This is a genomic window from Bacillus sp. A01H, from assembly GCF_045277205.1.
GTDB classification, from domain to species: Bacteria; Bacillota; Bacilli; order Bacillales; family Bacillaceae_G; genus Bacillus_A; species Bacillus_A paranthracis.
On record NZ_CP117702.1, the window covers coordinates 4,447,324 to 4,466,199 of the forward strand.

The following is an 18,876-nucleotide window of genomic DNA, read 5'->3' on the forward strand; positions in this document are numbered from 1 at the left end:
TTTCTTTATAAAATAAAGGAAACCCAAACCTAAAAGTCTGAGTTTCTTTTTGTTTCTCTTTCTTGATACTCGGTTGTATAACGATAAGTACCGCGCGCCACGTCTCTTCCTTCTAAACTAACAGGAACTTCCACAACTAAATCACCACCAAGCATTGGAATGACTCCACCACCTGACGAACCAAAAGAGTTATTAATGACTTGATTTGATACACTGTTTGTCATGGCTTGTCTGCTGTTTGACATATTCCCATACACACCACTCATAACCGTTTTTAATCCTGCTAATTGGTTTGCGGAACTAGCCATCATACGGCTCATATCGTCCATTAATTGATTTATTTCTCCTGATATAGCAAATTGTTGTCTTGGCATGGCTGCTATGATTCCTGCGCCAATATCTCCGAGTGTCTTTTTATTCAATGGTAAAACCGCTTCTTTTCCGGCTTCTCCTGCACCTTGTAAGTTTCCGCCATTCATTCCGAAAATAGTTGGTTTAGTGAAGATACCACCTTTTGCACGCCAATCTATATTAAGTCCAGAAGGGAATGTAATATCCTTCCCTAAAATATTTTTCGTACTAGTTTGTAAGCTAAAGTGTGGAAGAGGTGGCATTTCAGGTTTAGGAATTTTTAACTTCAAGTCACTAAAGAAGCTCTTGATCTTCCCAATAAATTTTTCTACACTGTCAACTGCATCTTTAATTGGATCAATAATAAAACGTTTAGCTGCTTCAAATTTTTCTTGAGCTGCACTCTTTACAGAATCGAATTTTTCTCTAGCTGAATTATATAAATCAGTAAATTTTTGCTTTGCCTGATTATAAGCGTCTGTTACTGGCTGAATAACATATTGCTTCACTAAATTCCAAGCTGTAAGTGTATAAGATTTTATAGATTCCCAATTGCTTAATATCCAATTTGCTAATTCACCAAGTTTTTGCTTGGTTGTATTCCACAAGTCTTGAACAGGTTGAATTACATACTGTTTAACCAAATTCCAAGCCATAAGAGTATACGATTTAGCAAGTTCCCACTGTGAGCTTAACCAAGAAATCAAATCACTGAATTTTTCTTTTGTTGTACTCCAAGCTTCCTGGACTGGCTGAATAATATATTGCTTAAGTAATCCCCATGCAACTTGGGCCACAGCTTTTGCAATTTCCCATTGTGTACCAAGCCATGTAACCAATTCACCAATTTGTTTACTCACCCAATTGTAAGCTTCTTGGATTGGTTGAATAATATACTGGCTTATAGCTGCCCATGCAATTTGCACTCCTGCTTGAATAAGTAGCCATCCTGCTTCTAAAACAGTTGCTATGAATGAAATGATTGGATCTAAAACGGTAACAATGGTATTCCAAGTGTCTTGCCAAGCTTGTACGAGTGTTCCCCACAGTTCAGAAGCTGTTGTAACTAAAGAGGTCCACCAAGAAGATGCCGTTTCCACAATACCTGACCACAAAGTACTAAAGAATTCCCCTATAGGATCAAAGAAACTATGCATCATTTCAGTGAATGAGGCCCAAGCTCCTGAAAAGAATTCAACAATAGAATTCCATGTACTACTACATATTTCACCTATCCCTGTCCATAAATCGCTAAAAAATTGCCCTATTGGATCAAAGAATGAATGCATTGCTTCTAAGAAAGAACTCCAAGCTTCACTAGAAGATTGAACTATACCATCCCAAAGCTCTATTAGATATTCCTTAATAGAATTCCATGTATCTATTGTCCATTGTCTTATAGAATCCCAATTTTGATAAATAGCAATTCCTAGAGCCACTATAGCTGCGATAATAATAGGGACCATAGCAACTATGCCTAGTGCGGCGGCGGCTCCGATTTCAAATACACCCATGACAGCTACAACTATTGGTGCAATTGCCATAAGTGCCCCTGAAATTACCCCAATAGCCGTTGCAACTGCTGCTAATGTTGCTGCTAATTCTGGATTATTAGAAATCCAATCAGCAATACTAGCAACAACATCTGCTATTACTCCAAGTATAGGTTCAAGAGCCATTTGTAAATCTCCCATTGCTTTTTGGAACTTTACAACTGGGTTTGCATCTAATTTTTTAACAGATTCATTTAGGTTATCTTGATTCTTCTGTAAGTCTACAGTTTTTTCTGAAGCTCTTATTAAAGTGTTAGTTAGATTTTGCCCTTGGTCTTCAAACATAGTGGCTAGAACTTTAACCCCAACTTGATTTTTTTTAACCGGGTCTTCTATTCCATCAATAGCTTTAGCTACTTCTACCATCGCTGCGGCGCCATCTCTTCCGCCTTTAGCAACAGATGCTCCCCATTTTTCTATTTGTTCAGTTGCAATACCAGAACCGTCAAGCGCTTCTTTTAAAGCCTTATCAGCTCCTTGGGCGAATTCAGTTAATTGAATCCTACCTTCTTTAAGCCCATCTAAGAGATTATCGATCATTTATATTCAACGTGATTCGCAACGTCACGCCCGTTCTTTTATGAACTGCTATACGTCACCGTATAGATTAGACTATATCTTCAACTACTTGAGTTGCTCCCCGTTTCGGATGTCATTTGCTTACACCCTACGTCTTTCGACTAGTCGTTGCACGTTCCTTAATTAAAAGGCTTCGCTCAGTATTGTCTCATTTGAGAGTTTCACTGAATTAAAGGAGTTTTTCATTGTACGTCACCATACAAGGGAACTATAATCTAATTCCAGCTACCTGTTTCAACACCTGCTTCCATAATTGCTTGGACTTCCTCAGCTTTAAAGCCTGCACGAGTTAGCTGACTACCATATTCAGCAATGATATCTAGCTGTTCTGGTGGAAATCCCATTTTTAACAACGCATCAACCATACCAAGAGCACTATCTTGTGTTATTCCCAATTCATTTCCTATTTCATATGTTTCTTGAATTAATTCTGTAAAATCTATACCTTCATAAGAAGCTGAAATTGCTGCCGCTCCCCTAACGATTGCTGCATTCGCTTCATCACTTATATCTTTATTTAAAGCCCATTGCCTACGGACTCCTTCTAAAGACGCTTCTGCATCAACACCATAAGCGGTAACACCTCTAATAGCTTCCTCTACTGATTTTTTAGAGGACTCCGGAACATCAAATGTGATATCGATCTTTGTTTTTAATTTTGACATATCCATCGCTTTTTCAATAGCTGTTGCAATTCCACCACCAGCTGCTAATCCACCAATAACGTTTTCTAATCCTACTTGTAGTCCTTCAAACTTCTTCTCGGTTCTACCAGCTTCTTGTTGTAATTCTCTTAACTCATTTTGTACTTGCCGTATGGAATTTCCAGCATCCACAGATCGAAGGGCTCTTTGTAATTTTTCAATATCAGCTTCTGTACCTAATGCCTCACGACCAATAATTCCAATCGCTTGCTCTAACTGACGACTTGTAGCTGTTCCATTTCGAATTGCATTCACAAGACGATTCCCTAATGCTCCTGCAAAATCATCAACGCTTTTTCCTGTAGCTCTAAACAATGTTTCTAATTGCCTTGTGGAACTTGCTACATTCTCTTGCTCAGCTTTCATGTTTCCTAGTTTATTTTTTAGACCATTAAGTGACCCTTCTGTAAATTCAATCTCACGTCTAAATGCACGATATTGTTCTTCAGAAATTTTACCGTTTTGGAATTGAGCTTGTACTTGTTGTTCTGCTGCCTTTAACTTATCTAATTTTTGCGTTGTGTTTTCAATCTGTTGTGTAAGTAACTGTTGTTTTTGCGCTAATGCTTCCAAATTACCAGGATCAAACTTTAACAAACGCTCGACATCTTTTAATTCCTTAGCCAAAGCATCACTTTGTTTATTTACATCTTTTAAAGCATTTTGTAGCGGCTGAGTATTACCACCAATTTCAATCGTAATCCCTTTAATTCTTCCTGCCATTTTCTCACCCCTTTCTTAGAATGAATCGAAGTCTTTTTGATTTGCTTTTCTAACTTTTTCTTTATCTGGATTCTCTAGCTCAGCAAATTCAGCAATGTAATCAAAGCAATCACCGATTGTCATATCTTCTAAATCCCAGCTTGTTAATTTCGATTTATAACAAAGAGCAAGGAATAATTCAGTGGTAAATTCTTCATCACTGAATGTCCCTTGCTCTCCATTGTTTTTCTTTATTTTTTTTTTGCTCCCATAGTGACCTGAACTAATTCCATAACTTCAGGCATAATTTCTTCAATTGGGAATTCTTCAAATCCATCTAGCCATGTCATAGGATCAGGAATATTTGGATCAGCCGTTTTAGCATATAACCAAGTTAGGTCATAAATAAGTTCAAAATCTACATTACTTAAATCAACATTAGACATATCAAGAGGTTGTTGTGAGCCATCTGGTGAAGTTAATGTACTAATTGCCCCTAAACCCATCAAATCTGCAAATAAATTACGTCTGAATTGTGCTTTATATCGTTTAACTGTTGCTGCTGTAGCTTTTAATCTAACTTGTTTTCCATCTATTGTAATTGTCTTTTCCATTCACTTACGCCCCTTTTGCTAATGCAGGTACTTTTGTATACACTTTTTTGTACCAATTATCATAGATTTCTTGTTTTGATTTTGTTGTAGTTTTCGTTTTAACCATACGTTTTCCATTAATATCAATAGGGCTTGATACAAATTTAAGCTCATTTGTATTTGGCTCCGCTGAATTAGTTTTCGTCTTAGATGCAATCGTTGGACGACTTGCTGAACAGTTAAACATAACATGTCGAGTCGCTCGTACATCGCCATCAAATTCAAACAATAAAGCAAATGGTTTTCCTTTTGCGTCAGCTAATTCATTTAATACACCGTCTTCTGCGTCTAATTCCTCTCCTAATGCATCAACTGCAAATTGCTCTGGAATAGTCGCAATAGATAACGTCCCATCATAACCTTGGTTATTACTTGCTGCGTAGTAAAGCATGTCATCTGCATAGAACTCAATTAAATCCCCTCGTGGATCAAATGTTAATTCAACCGCACCTGGTAATCGTATCGGTGTACTAAATGTAACTACACCATCTTTAATGTCATAGAGTGCATAGTGGACATTTTTCAGACCGAAAGCTACTTTATTTTCATTCATTTATATCAACCTCGTTTCATATATTTTTTGATACATTTTTTCAGATTCAATAAATGTCCCATACGAGTCATAAGGTATCTCATGATCGTCCAGGGCCTTTTCAAGTTTTGCTTCTGTGACTACATCTTTTTTAGTTGTATAAAGCTCTATATTTAAATCATTTATTTTGTGATACACCTTGTTATCAGCCATTAAATTTGCTGATCCATCCACAAGGAAACATATATATGGTGGCGCTGGAACTGGGTTACCTGGTGTTGCTGTGAAATGCGAATAAGCCACAGGATATCCTGTAGCTTCAAGAATTTTTATTAATTCACCTAATGTCATTATTCAAGCGCCCTTTCAATCCGTCTTGGTAATTCATTAATTACATACTCTTCAACTGGACGAATATGCACTTGAGCCGGAACACGTCCACCGCCAACTTTCGCATGTCCCTTTTCTAAAAGATGTGTTAATTGTCCTTGAGTATTATGAATAACAACACCATTATCTTCTTTTTTCTTACGCCACCCTTTACGGTAAGCACCTGTTTTTTTAGGACTATTTTGCTTTAATTTATTCACAGCAACATCAGCAACTTCTTCCTGCGCTGTCAGTAATTCTTCTTCCACAACATTTGCATATCTTTGCAATTCTCTAGCAAGTTCGCTCGCAAAATCATTCATATTAAACATGCTCCTTTGCGATAATAGTCAATGTTTGATACAATTCATCATCATTCATTGGCGGTTCGATAATGTCAAAGATACGATCCTTCATTTTAATTCGCATTAATTCTGTAATTCCTGTTGTATAGGGAATTACAAACCGATAAATTCGTGTAGACTGTGAAGCCGAAGCTTCAATGTACTCTGAACCTTTTACCGTTTTTATCATTGCCCATGCTTTTTTTACTTCTTGCCAATTACCTGTTTCAACTTCTTGATTCAAATCATCTTTTATTACTTCAGGTTGCTCAATGATAATTCGATTTCTACAATCACCTGTATTCAGTGGTTTTTTGTACTGAAAAGGACGCATATTAATCACCGTCCAATTTAATTTCTTCTAATGCTTTATCGATACCTAAACTATTAATCTGACTTAAAAAATTCTTGTCAAAATACTCTAATGCATCGTTATAAACATAACGAGAACGTTCAAAGACTAATTCTTTGAACTCCTCGTCTTTATTTACATCATAATTCCCACAAACCCTAATTAATGCCTTGTTAGACGTAGAAAGGATGCGCTTTAGGTTACCATCTTCCTCATCCCCTAAGTGCATCCTATCTTTAAATTCCTGTAATATTTCATTTGAAATTACTGTTTCCATTTACATCATTCCTTATTTAGTTGCTGGTGGAGTTGGTGGTGTAAATGAAATTTCTAAATCGTAAACAAGAGCCGCTTTATTATCTTTCGGTTTCCCATTAGCAAATTGTTTAATTGTATAAAGAGTAGCATCTTCGAAAGCTAATGTTTGATCAAATTCTTTTAGCTTGTATCCACCTGCGATTGCAGCAATATATTGTCCTTTTACAAAGAATAATGCTTTACCAACAGGAACTTCCTCACACTCTACAGGTTTAATGTTATAAGGCAATGCCATTACCCATTGACCTGTTGCGGTCTGGATTGTATTACGTGCTTGTACGCCAATCGCATCAATCGGGTTAACTACCATTACAATTTTATTTAATACTTTTCTGGATTTCCCTTTCGCATCAACAGATAAAGCTTTTACTACTTCATAAAGTTCGCCTGCTACAATTTCCCCTTTATCAGACGGAGTAAATGTTAATTTGCCAGAAGATTTTTTATCAGTAACAGCGCCTGTTTCTGGATTTACATCTTTCATTAAACCAACTGGTTGATGTGCTACAGATCCGCCACCATTAATAAAACCAAATTCTAGACCAACAGAATATGTTTCTACTAAAACAGTTCGAACATAGCGTTCAATCCATTCCGGCCCAAGTTCCTTCATATCATTCGGAATAGCTGCGAATGCAGTTAATTTAAGTTGACCAATTTTTTCTTGTTTGAAGATAGCATCAATTTGTCCACGGATTTCCCCGAATAATTCGCCCCATACATACGCCTTCGTTGCATCAGAGTAAATAAACTTCGTAACTGCTCCTAAGTCTTGCAAACCAATTTCAGCTAATAAGGGATGTTCTGTAACTAAATCTTCAAACACACGCTCTTGCGTCGTTACAGGAAGGATTGAGCCATCTGTAAATCCACCTTCTTTAACAACTGCATTAAAGAATGTTGTTTCTGATGAAGTTAAAACATTTTGACCACGTTGCTGTAAAATGGAACGATCAAGCATATCGTTATTTACTTGTTCACGAACTGTATTTGCTACATCTGTTTGTAGTGCATCAAAGAAACCTTCAAACGCTGACGTCTGTTCTTGTTCTGTGCTTTCCGCGTTAGTTAAAGTATCCGTCAATTTTGCTTTTGCCTTATTAAATGCTTCAGATTTATTAAATTTAATAACCATTATGTGTTTCCTCCGTTTTTTATAATTTTAAAAGGAGCCCTTTAATCCCACTGTTTTTTACAGGTTTAGGATTCGGCTCCTTTGGTTGTTCTTCTATATTGTTTTGTAAATCATTCAGGATTTCATTTTTCAATCCTGATAATGCTGCATTTAAATCTTCTTTTGTAATTCCTTGGCCTTTGTTCATGGTTCCATTTCTAAAGCCATCGATTACTTTCTGCGGAAGCATGGCAGCAGTAGCCGTTGAAGCCGTCATTTTAACTGGATTCTCCATAAACATGATTTCATCCGCGAAATTGTTTTCTAATGCTTGTTGCGGACCCATCCAAGTTTCTTCAGCCATCATGTTAAGTAGTTCTTCCTCAGATTTACCACTTTTAATGACATAGGCATTTACAATTGCTCGATCTGTTATTTTTAACATCTCGGCTGCCTTTTCCATGTCACGATGATCTCCACCATGCCACTTAGCAGCGTTGTGAATCATGATTTTTGCTGTTGGAGAAATTCGAACTTTATCACCAGCCATCGCAATTACAGAAGCTGCACTTGCTGCCAAACCAACAATTTGAACTTCTACATGACCAGGATAATTTTTTAATGCTGTGTAAATTTCCGAACCCTCATCTACATAACCGCCAGGACTATTGATCGATACAATTAAATCCTCACTATTTGCATTATCCAGTTGTTTTGTAATCTTACCTGGGCTTGTCGCATCCATTTCAAACCAATCATAAATCCAAGCTTCATCATTCGAAATGATTGGCCCTTTAATGTCAATTTTCACCGTCATTTGTATTCTCACCTCCTCGTATATTAATATTTAAGCCCTATTACAGGCTTAGATTTTCTTCTTAATAAGAGCCCTATAAATAAAAATACTTGGACGTCCCAAGATATTTCTAGATAATGATTTTAGGATCATTTGGGACAATTCTTTCACCTCCTGTGGATTTACCACATTTGAAGAGTGTTTCTCAGTGAACGTGCGGGACTCCCTACTCGCAGGCTGAGCAGCCTGACCCTCGAACCTAGATGATAGTAGCTCTAGGGCGGCTTTCGATTCAGGACTAGCTCTCATACACGAGGTTGTTGGTCGGCGTACACACTAGAGATATCTCGAGACGTCCAAGAAATGATTCTAATATAGAAGGGAGGTCTCTTACATGAGATTATTTGTTGGTTTAGATGTAAGTTCGTTTGATATGAAAGTTTGCTTTTTAAATGGTGATGGAGAAAAACTGGATTCTTTTTCGGTCAGTAATGACCTACCGGGAGCTACTACACTCAAAGAAAAATTATTACAGTGTGTTGCAGGTAAAGAGGTCGACATCCTTAAGATTGGTCTAGAATCCACCTCTGTTTACAGCTTTCATCCTTCTATGTTTCTTCACCATGATATAGATTTACAGCGTTTTGGAGCAAAAGTATTTCTCCTAAACCCAAAGCAAGTCGCAAATTTTAAGAAAAGTTATTCTGACATGAATAAAACCGATGAGATTGATGCCTTTGTCATTGCTGATTACTTACGATTTGGCCGTAATCAAATGTCTATCGTAAAAGAAAGCCAGTACGTGGCACTGCAGCAATTAACTCGATCACGATACCAACTTGTCAAAATGTTAACGAAAGAAAAACAACACTTTCTTCAACACCTAAGTTTTAAATGTAATACATTTTCACAAGAGGTGGATACTTCCGTATTCGGTAGCGCCATGACAGAACTATTTCTTGAAAAATTCAGCTTAGAGGAACTCGCTAATATGCCTTTAGAAGAACTCGCTGAGTTCCTACAGAAAAAAAGTCGAAACCGTTTTGGTGATCCAAAATGCGTAGCAGCATCCATTCACAAAGCTGTGAAAGTTTCTTATCGCTTGGATAAGGTTGTAGAAGATTCAATAGATGTCATCTTAGGTACATCCATCGCAGTCATTCGTACGTTTCAACAGCAAATCAAGGAATTAGAAAAGTCTATTAAAAAAATCATGGCTGGTTTGACCCAAACACTTGAATCTATTCCTGGAGTAGGCCCTGTTTTCGCTGCCGGTATCATTGCTGAAATTGGCCAAATCGAAAGATTTGACGATGAAACAAAAATAGCCAAATACGCTGGATTATACTGGCGAAAGCACCAATCCGGTCGTTTTACAGCCGAAGATACTTCATTATCCCGTACAGGTAATCATTACTTGCGTTATTACTTAGTTGAAGCCGCCAATTCAGTAAGAAAGCATGTATCAGATTATCAAGAGTATTACGTGAAAAAATATAATGAAGTACCAAAACATCAACACAAACGTGCACTCGTTCTAACCGCAAGAAAATTTGTGCGATTGGTGGATGCGCTACTACGTAGCCACCAACTTTTTACGCCTGGAAGGTGTGTGAAAGAATGACATAAAATTTTGTCATCGCTACCTTTCATTATTTTCCAGTAAATTACATTCGTTACTGGTTTAGTTTTGTGATGCCTTTTTTAAACAAATTGACCTTTGACAACTTTAAACTTTGTTATTTCTAAGTTGACATACTACCGCAGGTCTTCAGATTCAGTTAGTTTCGTATAGTTTTTCGTAATATGATGTGTATTTAAGTTAGGATCATCAGAAACTTCATATCCTACTTCTAATCGAATCTCATTCCCTGTAAATGCACTTGAAGAAATGAGTTTATCGATGCTTGTCGCAAGATCAAATATGCTTTGATAAGAAACAGCTTTAACTTCAATTTTTTGTCCTGAAAGATACTCTTCTTCTTCAAAAAATTTAACGTTTGCTTCATCAGAAAGCTTTTTTAATAGAGGTTTCACTGTGAAAAGCATATAATTTTTCGTTTGCTTCTCCACATCAGCCATTTCGCCATATATCAAAGCAGTTGGAATACCAAAAGCCATTGCTACTTGATTTAAGAAGCCATTTGTTACTTTATTAATTTCCTCCACACTCTGCCCAGAACTCGCTCCACCTGACGTTTCAGCATACTTAAAACCTGGTTGTTGTGGAATGATAGCGACATCTTTTTCTCCAATCGCTTTGTACATGTTATCAATAAACTCTTGCAGTTTTGATTGGTGTTCTTTGCTCTTTGCAGCGAGCATGTCCATATCAACTGTTCCGCGAATTTGATTCTTACGTTTTTGAGAACTTAATATTCTACCGAATAAATCACCATAATCAGTAAACAAACCATCGATAAGAGGTGATAACTTATCATTCCTGTATCTTAAATGAATAACTTCACTTTGTTTAAAACTTCTCTTAAACTGATAATCTTTTACAGTGACATTTGTAAAAGTATCTTCAAACACAGCATATTCATTATGTTCAAAGTCATCAGCAATAAGTAAATCGCCATCATCCGCTTGTATAATCAAAGCTTCATTATCATAAATAAGTTTGTAAATGAAACTCTCCCAAAAGGTACTTGCTGTCATATTCTTATTCGGTCTGACATTTAATCGATAGTAAAGCTCATCCTTTTCAAATTCTTCACCATTTTTCACTCTAAATTCTGACTGACTAATTGTTCTCCCTAAAAAGGATATACAGGTATCAATCGCCAGTCGCTTCATGTGTACTCTATTGGCTTTCTCAATAAACATTTCCACATCAAACATAAATCCTACTTCACTATTTCTTTTAAATACTGCATCTAGCCATCCAATGATTATCACCCCCTTTATTAGAATTTAATACCATCTAACATAAAGTCGAATTCATCCACAAGAATGTTATCCGCTTGCCATAGCGCATGAATAAAAGCTTGAAATCCATCTGTTTTACGCTTAAATTCATCTTTTTTCAGATACTCTTTGTTGCCGTCTTTTTTGATGTGGACGTAGACGTTGTTAGTGTACCAACGCATCAATGGATTATCTCCAAAAATAATGCGATTGTTTGCAAACAACGTTTCAACTCTTGGTGCTAAAAGAGAATGTATTGCCTTTGGATTACGGATATACAACAATATAAATCCTTCAGCTTCAAGTGCCGTTTTGACAAGATCAAGGCGGAATGTATCGGCTACAATCGTATTAACACCGTATAACTCACGCATTTTTACAAACCAATCTACAATGTGAGAGATATTAATAACTGGTTCATCCACAATAGTTAGTAAGCCATTTTCAGCCCATTCATATATAGGTGCTTTTAATTTCACCTTGTCCAAAAATCCTTTACGTACAAATGAATGACCTTTCCATATATAATCTTCACCATGTTTAAAGAGTAGACCAACCGCAGCAAAGTCTTTAATGCTGGCGAAGTCGAGTCCGCCTACAGCTACTTTATGTTTTAAATCTGGAACCTCTCTGAGCGTTTCCCCATCTTCTTCAAAACCAGTACGCATGATTTCTTCCCATGAAGCTACAGACTTTGTTAAATCTGTTTCAGGATAATTCATACGTTTTGTTATGAATTCTTCACGGTTTGAAGGATTATTTTCTAATTGTTTATATTGAGTTAATACCTTTTTAAATAATTGTTTAGCATAAGAACTTCTCGGCTCGCTAAACATCGGATTCGCTTTTTCCCATACATCAGGATTATCAATTTCTTCTGGATTATCTATCTTGCAAATGAAAGGGAATAATGGATCTTCTAAATCTTTCCCCTTTAGAATATTCATCGCCCGCTCTTTTGTTTTGTCCAGGAATCCATCGCGGACAAAGCCATCTGTACCAATAAAAAATTCTCTAGCATTTGGCACTTTTCCAAGTCCACTAGAGAATACATTTACTACATCAAAGTTTTCATATCGATGTATTTCATCGTAAATAACACAACCGTCACGAAGTCCATCCTTAGAACCAGCATTAGATGTATGATATTGAATAATGCTTTGCGTATCGTTACTCAGTATCTCTACCTTGGTTCGATAAAACATATCTTCTAGTATTTCTTTTCCTTTAATAGCATCATAGACTTCACGAAAAGAAACTTTGGCCTGTTTCTCGTTGTTCGCCACAATTGAAACATTGTATCGATCTATTCCGTGCAGCGGACTAATAAAGAAATGGCATAATGATGAAATTAAACCGTTTTTACCACCACCACGAGCCATCATAATTAAAAATTGCTCGTAAAAAACAGAATCATCTTCTTTATAGAAAAGAAAAACGAATGCTGTTAGGAACTTTTGAAATGCTTGCAATTCAAAGTACCATTTCTCAGTGAATTTTATATAGTCCTCATGCATTTCATTATCGAAATACAAATCATCGCGTATTAAAATGTATTTCTCCAGGTACTCAATTAGCATTATGCGCTCTTTATTCAGCTTAATTTTCCCTGCGCGATACATCTCAATATATTCAGTGACATAATTATTTTGAATCATGTTAAATCTTTAACTGAGCGCACAGGTTTTGAAGGAACTTTCTTTTCTTCTGCCGATGCTTCTAATCCAAGTGCATCTAAAATCTTTATCATTCGATCATTTGTTTTATGTAAATCATTAATAGAAGGATTGGATTTCGGACCATGCATGCCAGATACTTTTATTCCTGTTTCTTCAATATCATCAACAAGAACACACTTTAAATCCCACAACGATAAATAGTCTTGAATTAAGTCAGTATAATGATTACCTACAATCTTTTTTTCTTTTAATTGATTTGTTAGATCCTTTTCAATCCTTTTTCTCATTGTTTCACGCTTCACTCTAGCCACAATATCCCTCCCTTCTGATTTACATCGTTTTCCAATTTGATATAACGCGCGAATTTGGTTCTAAATTTGAAAAATCAACCCCCTCCTCCGGTGCCCCTTAGAGCAATTTTTGATGAAATATTTTAAGGGGGGTATTATTACCGAATCATTTTTACCACTTTTCATCATGTTCCCATTTATTCAGTTTCTTTTTGAATGTTCTTCCGTGTTCTGTATTATGGCAATCCACACAGACTGTTTCGAGATTGTCTATTTCTAATGCAAGTTCTGGATGATGTTCTAGTTCTTTTATATGATGGACAACAAGCTGAATCTTCTTACGCTTTGCACTCTCACTGTATTCATTGGTGTCCACACGAACACTACCATTGCGCTTACACTCTTGGCATTCATAGTTGTCATGCTTCTTTACTTGTTCACGTAATCGCTTCCACTCACCACTGTCATAAAATTTACGCTTCTGTTGTTTGGTTTTATATTCTTTCATCGCTTCTTTCCCTTTCCTTTTACATTTGCAAAAGGTCATCTTTATAATTCTATGTTTGTATACTTCTTGTTATAGTAAAAGTACCCTAACATTCCGAACACCTATTATGGTTATAACGGATTTTTTCTTACCCTTTCTTTGCACAGCTACTTGTCTCCACAGATGATGTAGCTGTGTATTTTTTCGTCTATACTGACTTATCATTTTTTACTCTTGGAAAAGGTCATTTTTAACATTCTCTGTATCTTTATTTCCTATTATAGTAAACATGAGTTAAACCTCTCTTGCTGTCAAGGCTAAAACATAGTTGGCTTTATCCTTTATGTATCCCCACCCTTAGCACAGTTGCTTATCGTCCACAGATGATGGTGCAGCTGTGCTTTTCATTTCTTTCTATTCCTTTAAAAATTCATCCATGGTTTTATCTAACAAACTAACCATCGCTTCTCTTCTTTGCTTTGGTGTTGTATTATCTTCCAACTCATTAAAGATTGGAATTGCATGTTCTAATTTCTGTTTATCGATGCGCTCATTCACAAGGTCCTGTCCTAACATTGAAATGAATGTGCCGATGATCACGGCTTGTTCTTGTTTTGTTTGTTTCATCTATTCATTCCTCCACAAAAAAAACACCCAAATGGATGTTAATTTAAAAATTACTCTATTATTCGACTTGGTCTGCGAGTCCGAACAGAAGACACTTGTTGCACAGAAACAATCTGTTCTGGATTAATTAAAATATCATTAAAACGTATCAAACCTTCCCTAAAACATCCATCTGGAGCAACTACTTTATCTAAAAATTTTTCCAAATTCATTTGAAAAATATGTACTTTTCCATTCACAAGCCCAACATGAGTCGTAACTATTTTATCCATTCCACTCTCTCCTCACGTTACATGACTTCCCTAAAAAAGCCATTATGTTTTTCAGTACCCGTTCACTCCTACACAGCCAGATTATGTATCATACAATAGTTTGGCTATGCTTTTTCATGCGAATAAGAAAAAACGGTCTATCACTTTTTGTTCTTTAAATGTTTCTGGCTCCACTCTGCTAATCCACCTAACGACTTCACCTTTCCCCTCCATATCCATACACCCATCTTTCTTTTTAAACGATAAAAAAAAGAAGGCCTACATTGTATGTATTTTTCTTTATCTCTTTTCAACAACTCTTCCATGGTTGAACGCATAACATATTCTTTTGAATAGGGCACAAAACATTGCCCATACATTTTATAATACTCAAAACGCTCTGTATAAATCCCTAATTCCTCATAAGCTTTTAGATGCTCTTGATACACACGATCATCCACAAAACATAACTGTAACCTGTCGATTTTCTTTTGTAAATCAGTATTTGTAGTATCCATCTTTTCACACCTTCCTCGCTGTTTTCCACTAGGAGAACACTCTAATAGATATTTATACCACATTTATATGCTCAATTTTGGTACATAAAACCATTTTTAATCATATTGGTATAAAAAAAGAAAGCACATGACCAATGTGCTCTCCAGAGATGACATATTTTCCTGCCCACACTGTACTCTATTCACTTACAAATAAAAGTGTGAAGAATCTTCCATTTCTTTTTGGTTGTAAAAACCATTTTTTCTGCACATACTACAAATGGTTGGAAAACAAACCCTCCAAACGGTTTATTTCAGGCCCTCAACTTGGTAAACAATTACACTTATATCTAAACTGTTTTTCCTCCAACATTTCTTTCAGAAGGTTGAAGAATGTCCAGAATCCCTTACATCTCATCTACTATAGCCTACCCACATTTGTATATTCTGGCATTCTTCATTCCTTCACCCTAAAAACATACGCCTCCATTATGTATATAGCGCCTCTTTCAAACGCCAAGTATATATGTAACTTGCCCACATTACACATACCTATCTCCATCTTGGCGCCTGAAAGAAGAGCAACCGCTCTCCCGTTACTACCATAATCATTCAATTGACGACTATGGTTGCCCGCGAAAGCCTGTAGACATATTATAGTAGGAAACAGTTTCCGCTATTTCTTATCTTCTCTAAGGTATCATATAGCCTCCTCATCATCCTACATTTTTTGTCCTTTGACAAATGTCATTTTCTACACCCACTAAGATGCCTAGCATGTTAAAATGCATGTATCCTAATTAAATTTCTGCGAAGGCATAACTTCCTTGCCTTCCAACCCATTCTTACAGCCATATGACTTTTACATAAGTCATGTGGCTCTTTTTTATAGAACCTTTATGCAAGATAGTCGCTCTTCAAAATCTTATGTTATTACTATAATTCATTTTTTCAAGGGTTTGTATAATGATTACTTACCTTAAGTAAATGTTAAATTTTACTTGAGTACTCAACCTTTTCTCTCATGGCAGCATGTTTGTTGTAAATGTACTGTGAACTGTAGTTAAGCTCTGCAGCAATCTTTTCTAATGTCATGCCTTCCACATATTTAAGATATGCAATTTTATGTTCCAACCCTTTGAAGGTATTAATTAATTTTTTCAGTTTATACATGTCATTCATCTTATGTGCTAATTCGTATTCAATTGCTTCAATACGTTCTTCTACCTTTGCACCTTCTGATTCAGCAGTTAAACGTACATCTTGCAAATCACCACTGACCCAGCGTTTTAATTCAGCTTTTGTTTTATCTAAGTTGTAATCTAGATAAGCAACTTCTTGTTCTAATTCTTGATATACCTTTAGCCAGTTAAACAAATGATGATTCACCTACTTTCTTTGGATCTTCCACAATTCTTTTCTACTCACCATATACATTCAAATAGTTTTGAGCAAATCGTAATTGTTGGCCAATATATTCATCATTTTCTTCTCCACCACTTGCAATCCAATCTCTTATACGATTATTGATATCTTGTAATACTGGTAAAGGTAATTTAGATGCTATTTCATTAATCTGTTGTAAATAAATCACTTAATCGCCTCCATTTCTACTACGAAACTTCAAATCTCATAAAACACGTTTATCTTCCTTTATTAGACGTCTTAAGACTTATACACCTATTTGTATTAAAAAAGAAAAACAACTTCAGATTACTATGATTCTGACGGTCATTTTTATGTCGAAACACGTCGACAAGATTAATATCCTGAGCCGAAGCCCAGGACTTATATTTACTCTTCGTAAAATTCATCAATAGACATTTGAGAAGGCTCAAGAGTAATAGAAACATTTTCACCAGCAAATGGATAAAGCTTATTAATCTTATCTTTCGTATCACCTTTTACATTGAATTTAAGAACTGTTTTCTTGCTATCACGTTGAATAGAAACAAATTCAGCACCGATTGGTTCAACTTCACTTTTCTCCACAGTTAGATGAACAATAGTACCTGGCATTTTTAATAATTCGTCAGCATGTGGTAATTCATCACTTAATACTTGAAACATTAAAACTTCCTTTTTATCATCCTTTTGCATTTTCTTGAATAAAACGTTCAATTGAATTTTAATCATGATTTATTTCTCCTTTAATTATTTTGTTTTTCATCATATGACGCCTTTCTTTAGATACTCACGAGCCATGTATAAGAAATGATGATATATGTAATTACCGGTTGTAGCAGGCTCAATAAATACTGTTGAAAAGCCATATCGCACTTCAAATGTTTTTAAACTACCAAGTAACGCTTCTGGTTTGTATTGACTTATATACTCACCTTTTAATATTTTGTGATAGCCTTGTAGATCTTCCACAAGTAGAACAAATGGATGTTTAGCAGCACGAATCAATTCATTTTCAAATCTTGTACGATCTTTAATTGATTGAACCAATTCGTCTACACCGTTTTTACGTTCTACCCCAGCGCTAAAATAAATATCTCGTGTAATGCCCATTTCAGGTTTTTTAGGAATTACCGCTGAATAATCGGCTGTATCAATTTTTCTAAGTCTGAATTTAACATCCTTTTTACGAAAATAATCAAGTACATGTTGATTTTTCTGTTCCCTTGTATCCACCATGATTTCTAATGTATCTAGGATTTCCTTTAACTCTTTTTCTGAGTATCGATAATGTATAGCACTCATATTTATCGCTCCAATAACTTTGGGTTTTCGTAGATGTTTCCAATTACCTCATAAACAATATGAGTATTCCATGCCATAGGTTCTATCTCTCTTTGTCTCAAGCGAATTGTATTTGCGTTATACCATTTCCGACAGAATGAAGGAGCTTCATAAATAACTTCACATCGAAGGACACTATCGTCACCTAAAGATAAATCAAGAACATCCCCTTCATAAATCTCCTTACCATTCTTGTCTTTTAACCCTGTGTATTGCATAACATTAAATGCGCGTTGTTCAGGTGTTCCGGGGAAAATCTCCCATGCTGGTAAATCAAAGATTTCTCCCCAACCCAGCATCTTTTTACTCATTACATTCCAGACCCTGAATTGATATCTCATTTTCATGCTCCTTTCTTAAAGTGCGACATTGCACGATTGAATATTTCTTGTGAAAGCTCATCTGTTAATTTATTTTCATAGTTGGCCACAGATTCTTTTACATATAACCAACCATTAAGTGAAAAGTTTAATGTTAATTCCATAACCAATCTTGCTGCAGCTTCATCATGATTAAACCAATCATTAATTTTTGGATTCATGTCTTGCTCAACACCGATAAAAAAATTAATAATTTTATCTATCGTTTGTTTTACTGCATGATCTTGGTCCGAATAATTCCCTTGCAAATATTTAATAATACGTAGCTTGTATTCTTTAATAACTGATTCAATTTCAGGAGCAACCTTTTCATGGTTCTCAATGTATAAATCATTTCCATCAAGAACAAGCTTCACTCCCATCGATTGAACATCAACACATATCTGTTTTGGATGCATATTACACCTCTTTTTTTAAAGGGTTATCGAGGGTTACTAAGTTTTTTATTCAGTAACCCACTACAAAACCAGTCATATCAAGGGTTCAAAGCTAATTTGAGTTGTCAGGGTTACTGAGGTTACCTGTTTTTCTATTAAAGGCTATATATTATATATTTTTTTATTTATTTTCTTATAGGCTGTTATAGGAAACTCAGTAACCTTAATAACCCATAAGCTATAAACCATTGATATAACAACAT

At 35.7% G+C, this 18,876-nt stretch carries 21 protein-coding genes and 3 pseudogenes; 1 reads left to right on the forward strand and 23 read right to left on the reverse strand.

Annotation, left to right across the window (positions count from 1 at the left end):
• Positions 1-29: 29 nt before the first annotated feature.
• From PSR14_RS23505 to PSR14_RS23550, 10 genes and pseudogenes are all read right to left on the reverse strand, one after another.
• A pseudogene (locus PSR14_RS23505) lies at positions 30-2,441 on the reverse strand (DUF2207 domain-containing protein); the annotation flags it as partial.
• Positions 2,442-2,701: 260 nt separating this feature from the next.
• A pseudogene (locus PSR14_RS23510) lies at positions 2,702-3,910 on the reverse strand (DUF2207 domain-containing protein); the annotation flags it as partial.
• A gap of 230 nt (positions 3,911-4,140) precedes the next feature.
• Positions 4,141-4,503, reverse strand: a complete 363-nt coding sequence (locus PSR14_RS23515) for a hypothetical protein (protein WP_086401730.1) — start codon at positions 4,501-4,503, stop codon at positions 4,141-4,143.
• 4 nt (positions 4,504-4,507) lie between these two features.
• Complete coding sequence (locus PSR14_RS23520; RefSeq protein WP_086401729.1) at positions 4,508-5,095, reverse strand: major tail protein; 588 nt, start codon at positions 5,093-5,095, stop codon at positions 4,508-4,510.
• Positions 5,096-5,425 (reverse strand): hypothetical protein, encoded by a 330-nt coding sequence (locus PSR14_RS23525; protein ID WP_098487343.1) that lies wholly within the window; start codon positions 5,423-5,425, stop codon positions 5,096-5,098.
• Positions 5,425-5,766: an HK97 gp10 family phage protein gene (locus PSR14_RS23530; RefSeq protein ID WP_061457258.1), complete on the reverse strand. Its 342-nt coding sequence runs from the start codon at positions 5,764-5,766 to the stop codon at positions 5,425-5,427. The genes PSR14_RS23525 and PSR14_RS23530 overlap by 1 nt, the downstream gene beginning before the upstream one ends.
• Before the next feature lies 1 nt (position 5,767).
• On the reverse strand, positions 5,768-6,121 hold the full coding sequence (locus tag PSR14_RS23535) for a phage head closure protein (RefSeq protein WP_061457257.1): 354 nt from the start codon (positions 6,119-6,121) through the stop codon (positions 5,768-5,770).
• Between the two features lies 1 nt (position 6,122).
• The gene (locus tag PSR14_RS23540; RefSeq protein ID WP_086401727.1) at positions 6,123-6,416 is read right to left on the reverse strand and encodes a hypothetical protein; all 294 of its coding nucleotides are present in this window, start codon (positions 6,414-6,416) and stop codon (positions 6,123-6,125) included.
• A 12-nt stretch (positions 6,417-6,428) separates the two neighbouring features.
• On the reverse strand, positions 6,429-7,592 hold the full coding sequence (locus tag PSR14_RS23545; RefSeq protein ID WP_086400966.1) for a phage major capsid protein: 1,164 nt from the start codon (positions 7,590-7,592) through the stop codon (positions 6,429-6,431).
• 19 nt (positions 7,593-7,611) lie between these two features.
• Positions 7,612-8,388 carry a head maturation protease, ClpP-related gene (locus tag PSR14_RS23550; RefSeq protein WP_098487341.1) on the reverse strand — a complete coding sequence of 259 codons (777 nt, stop codon included), beginning with the start codon at positions 8,386-8,388 and terminating at the stop codon, positions 7,612-7,614.
• Positions 8,389-8,761: 373 nt separating this feature from the next.
• Here PSR14_RS23550 and PSR14_RS23555 point away from each other — a divergent pair, with 373 nt between their 5' ends.
• Positions 8,762-9,991: an IS110 family transposase gene (locus PSR14_RS23555; RefSeq protein ID WP_098487274.1), complete on the forward strand. Its 1,230-nt coding sequence runs from the start codon at positions 8,762-8,764 to the stop codon at positions 9,989-9,991.
• Positions 9,992-10,125: 134 nt separating this feature from the next.
• On the opposite strand, the gene PSR14_RS23560 is transcribed toward PSR14_RS23555, so the two are convergent.
• From PSR14_RS23560 to PSR14_RS23620, 13 genes and pseudogenes are all read right to left on the reverse strand, one after another.
• Positions 10,126-11,211, reverse strand: coding sequence for a phage portal protein (locus PSR14_RS23560; RefSeq protein WP_098487657.1), 1,086 nt, complete (start codon positions 11,209-11,211; stop codon positions 10,126-10,128).
• Between the two features lie 65 nt (positions 11,212-11,276).
• Positions 11,277-12,935: a terminase TerL endonuclease subunit gene (locus PSR14_RS23565; RefSeq protein ID WP_000615714.1), complete on the reverse strand. Its 1,659-nt coding sequence runs from the start codon at positions 12,933-12,935 to the stop codon at positions 11,277-11,279.
• Positions 12,932-13,267 carry a P27 family phage terminase small subunit gene (locus tag PSR14_RS23570; RefSeq protein ID WP_000124848.1) on the reverse strand — a complete coding sequence of 112 codons (336 nt, stop codon included), beginning with the start codon at positions 13,265-13,267 and terminating at the stop codon, positions 12,932-12,934. The genes PSR14_RS23565 and PSR14_RS23570 overlap by 4 nt, the downstream gene beginning before the upstream one ends.
• Positions 13,268-13,418: 151 nt before the next feature.
• Positions 13,419-13,754 carry an HNH endonuclease gene (locus PSR14_RS23575; protein ID WP_098213916.1) on the reverse strand — a complete coding sequence of 112 codons (336 nt, stop codon included), beginning with the start codon at positions 13,752-13,754 and terminating at the stop codon, positions 13,419-13,421.
• 393 nt (positions 13,755-14,147) lie between these two features.
• Positions 14,148-14,360: a hypothetical protein gene (locus PSR14_RS23580; protein ID WP_098487656.1), complete on the reverse strand. Its 213-nt coding sequence runs from the start codon at positions 14,358-14,360 to the stop codon at positions 14,148-14,150.
• 50 nt (positions 14,361-14,410) lie between these two features.
• Complete coding sequence (locus PSR14_RS23585; protein WP_098213914.1) at positions 14,411-14,632, reverse strand: hypothetical protein; 222 nt, start codon at positions 14,630-14,632, stop codon at positions 14,411-14,413.
• A gap of 140 nt (positions 14,633-14,772) precedes the next feature.
• Positions 14,773-15,129, reverse strand: a complete 357-nt coding sequence (locus PSR14_RS23590; protein ID WP_098213913.1) for a hypothetical protein — start codon at positions 15,127-15,129, stop codon at positions 14,773-14,775.
• 969 nt (positions 15,130-16,098) lie between these two features.
• Complete coding sequence (locus tag PSR14_RS23595; protein ID WP_098213912.1) at positions 16,099-16,485, reverse strand: hypothetical protein; 387 nt, start codon at positions 16,483-16,485, stop codon at positions 16,099-16,101.
• Positions 16,486-16,528: 43 nt separating this feature from the next.
• Positions 16,529-16,702 (reverse strand): DUF6877 family protein, encoded by a 174-nt coding sequence (locus PSR14_RS23600; protein WP_169509428.1) that lies wholly within the window; start codon positions 16,700-16,702, stop codon positions 16,529-16,531.
• Positions 16,703-16,905: 203 nt separating this feature from the next.
• Positions 16,906-17,244 (reverse strand): annotated as a pseudogene (locus PSR14_RS23605) (hypothetical protein); the annotation flags it as partial.
• Positions 17,245-17,277: 33 nt separating this feature from the next.
• The gene (locus tag PSR14_RS23610) at positions 17,278-17,817 is read right to left on the reverse strand and encodes an ERCC4 domain-containing protein (RefSeq protein WP_098213910.1); all 540 of its coding nucleotides are present in this window, start codon (positions 17,815-17,817) and stop codon (positions 17,278-17,280) included.
• A gap of 2 nt (positions 17,818-17,819) precedes the next feature.
• Positions 17,820-18,197: a YopX family protein gene (locus PSR14_RS23615; protein ID WP_169509427.1), complete on the reverse strand. Its 378-nt coding sequence runs from the start codon at positions 18,195-18,197 to the stop codon at positions 17,820-17,822.
• Positions 18,198-18,199: 2 nt separating this feature from the next.
• Positions 18,200-18,634, reverse strand: coding sequence for a hypothetical protein (locus PSR14_RS23620; protein WP_098213909.1), 435 nt, complete (start codon positions 18,632-18,634; stop codon positions 18,200-18,202).
• Between the last annotated feature and the right edge of the window lie 242 nt (positions 18,635-18,876).

Bases quoted from the DNA above. Each gene is read 5' to 3' on its own strand.
- PSR14_RS23515 (WP_086401730.1), bottom strand. From the start codon at position 4,503: ATGGAAAAGACAATTACAATAGATGGAAAACAAGTTAGATTAAAAGCT.
- PSR14_RS23520 (WP_086401729.1), bottom strand. From the start codon at position 5,095: ATGAATGAAAATAAAGTAGCTTTCGGTCTGAAAAATGTCCACTATGCA.
- PSR14_RS23525 (WP_098487343.1), bottom strand. From the start codon at position 5,425: ATGACATTAGGTGAATTAATAAAAATTCTTGAAGCTACAGGATATCCT.
- PSR14_RS23530 (WP_061457258.1), bottom strand. From the start codon at position 5,766: ATGAATGATTTTGCGAGCGAACTTGCTAGAGAATTGCAAAGATATGCA.
- PSR14_RS23535 (WP_061457257.1), bottom strand. From the start codon at position 6,121: ATGCGTCCTTTTCAGTACAAAAAACCACTGAATACAGGTGATTGTAGA.
- PSR14_RS23540 (WP_086401727.1), bottom strand. From the start codon at position 6,416: ATGGAAACAGTAATTTCAAATGAAATATTACAGGAATTTAAAGATAGG.
- PSR14_RS23545 (WP_086400966.1), bottom strand. From the start codon at position 7,592: ATGGTTATTAAATTTAATAAATCTGAAGCATTTAATAAGGCAAAAGCA.
- PSR14_RS23550 (WP_098487341.1), bottom strand. From the start codon at position 8,388: ATGACGGTGAAAATTGACATTAAAGGGCCAATCATTTCGAATGATGAA.
- PSR14_RS23555 (WP_098487274.1), top strand. From the start codon at position 8,762: ATGAGATTATTTGTTGGTTTAGATGTAAGTTCGTTTGATATGAAAGTT.
- PSR14_RS23560 (WP_098487657.1), bottom strand. From the start codon at position 11,211: ATGTTTGATGTGGAAATGTTTATTGAGAAAGCCAATAGAGTACACATG.
- PSR14_RS23565 (WP_000615714.1), bottom strand. From the start codon at position 12,935: ATGATTCAAAATAATTATGTCACTGAATATATTGAGATGTATCGCGCA.
- PSR14_RS23575 (WP_098213916.1), bottom strand. From the start codon at position 13,754: ATGAAAGAATATAAAACCAAACAACAGAAGCGTAAATTTTATGACAGT.
- PSR14_RS23580 (WP_098487656.1), bottom strand. From the start codon at position 14,360: ATGAAACAAACAAAACAAGAACAAGCCGTGATCATCGGCACATTCATT.
- PSR14_RS23585 (WP_098213914.1), bottom strand. From the start codon at position 14,632: ATGGATAAAATAGTTACGACTCATGTTGGGCTTGTGAATGGAAAAGTA.
- PSR14_RS23590 (WP_098213913.1), bottom strand. From the start codon at position 15,129: ATGGATACTACAAATACTGATTTACAAAAGAAAATCGACAGGTTACAG.
- PSR14_RS23610 (WP_098213910.1), bottom strand. From the start codon at position 17,817: ATGAGTGCTATACATTATCGATACTCAGAAAAAGAGTTAAAGGAAATC.
- PSR14_RS23615 (WP_169509427.1), bottom strand. From the start codon at position 18,197: ATGAGATATCAATTCAGGGTCTGGAATGTAATGAGTAAAAAGATGCTG.
- PSR14_RS23620 (WP_098213909.1), bottom strand. From the start codon at position 18,634: ATGCATCCAAAACAGATATGTGTTGATGTTCAATCGATGGGAGTGAAG.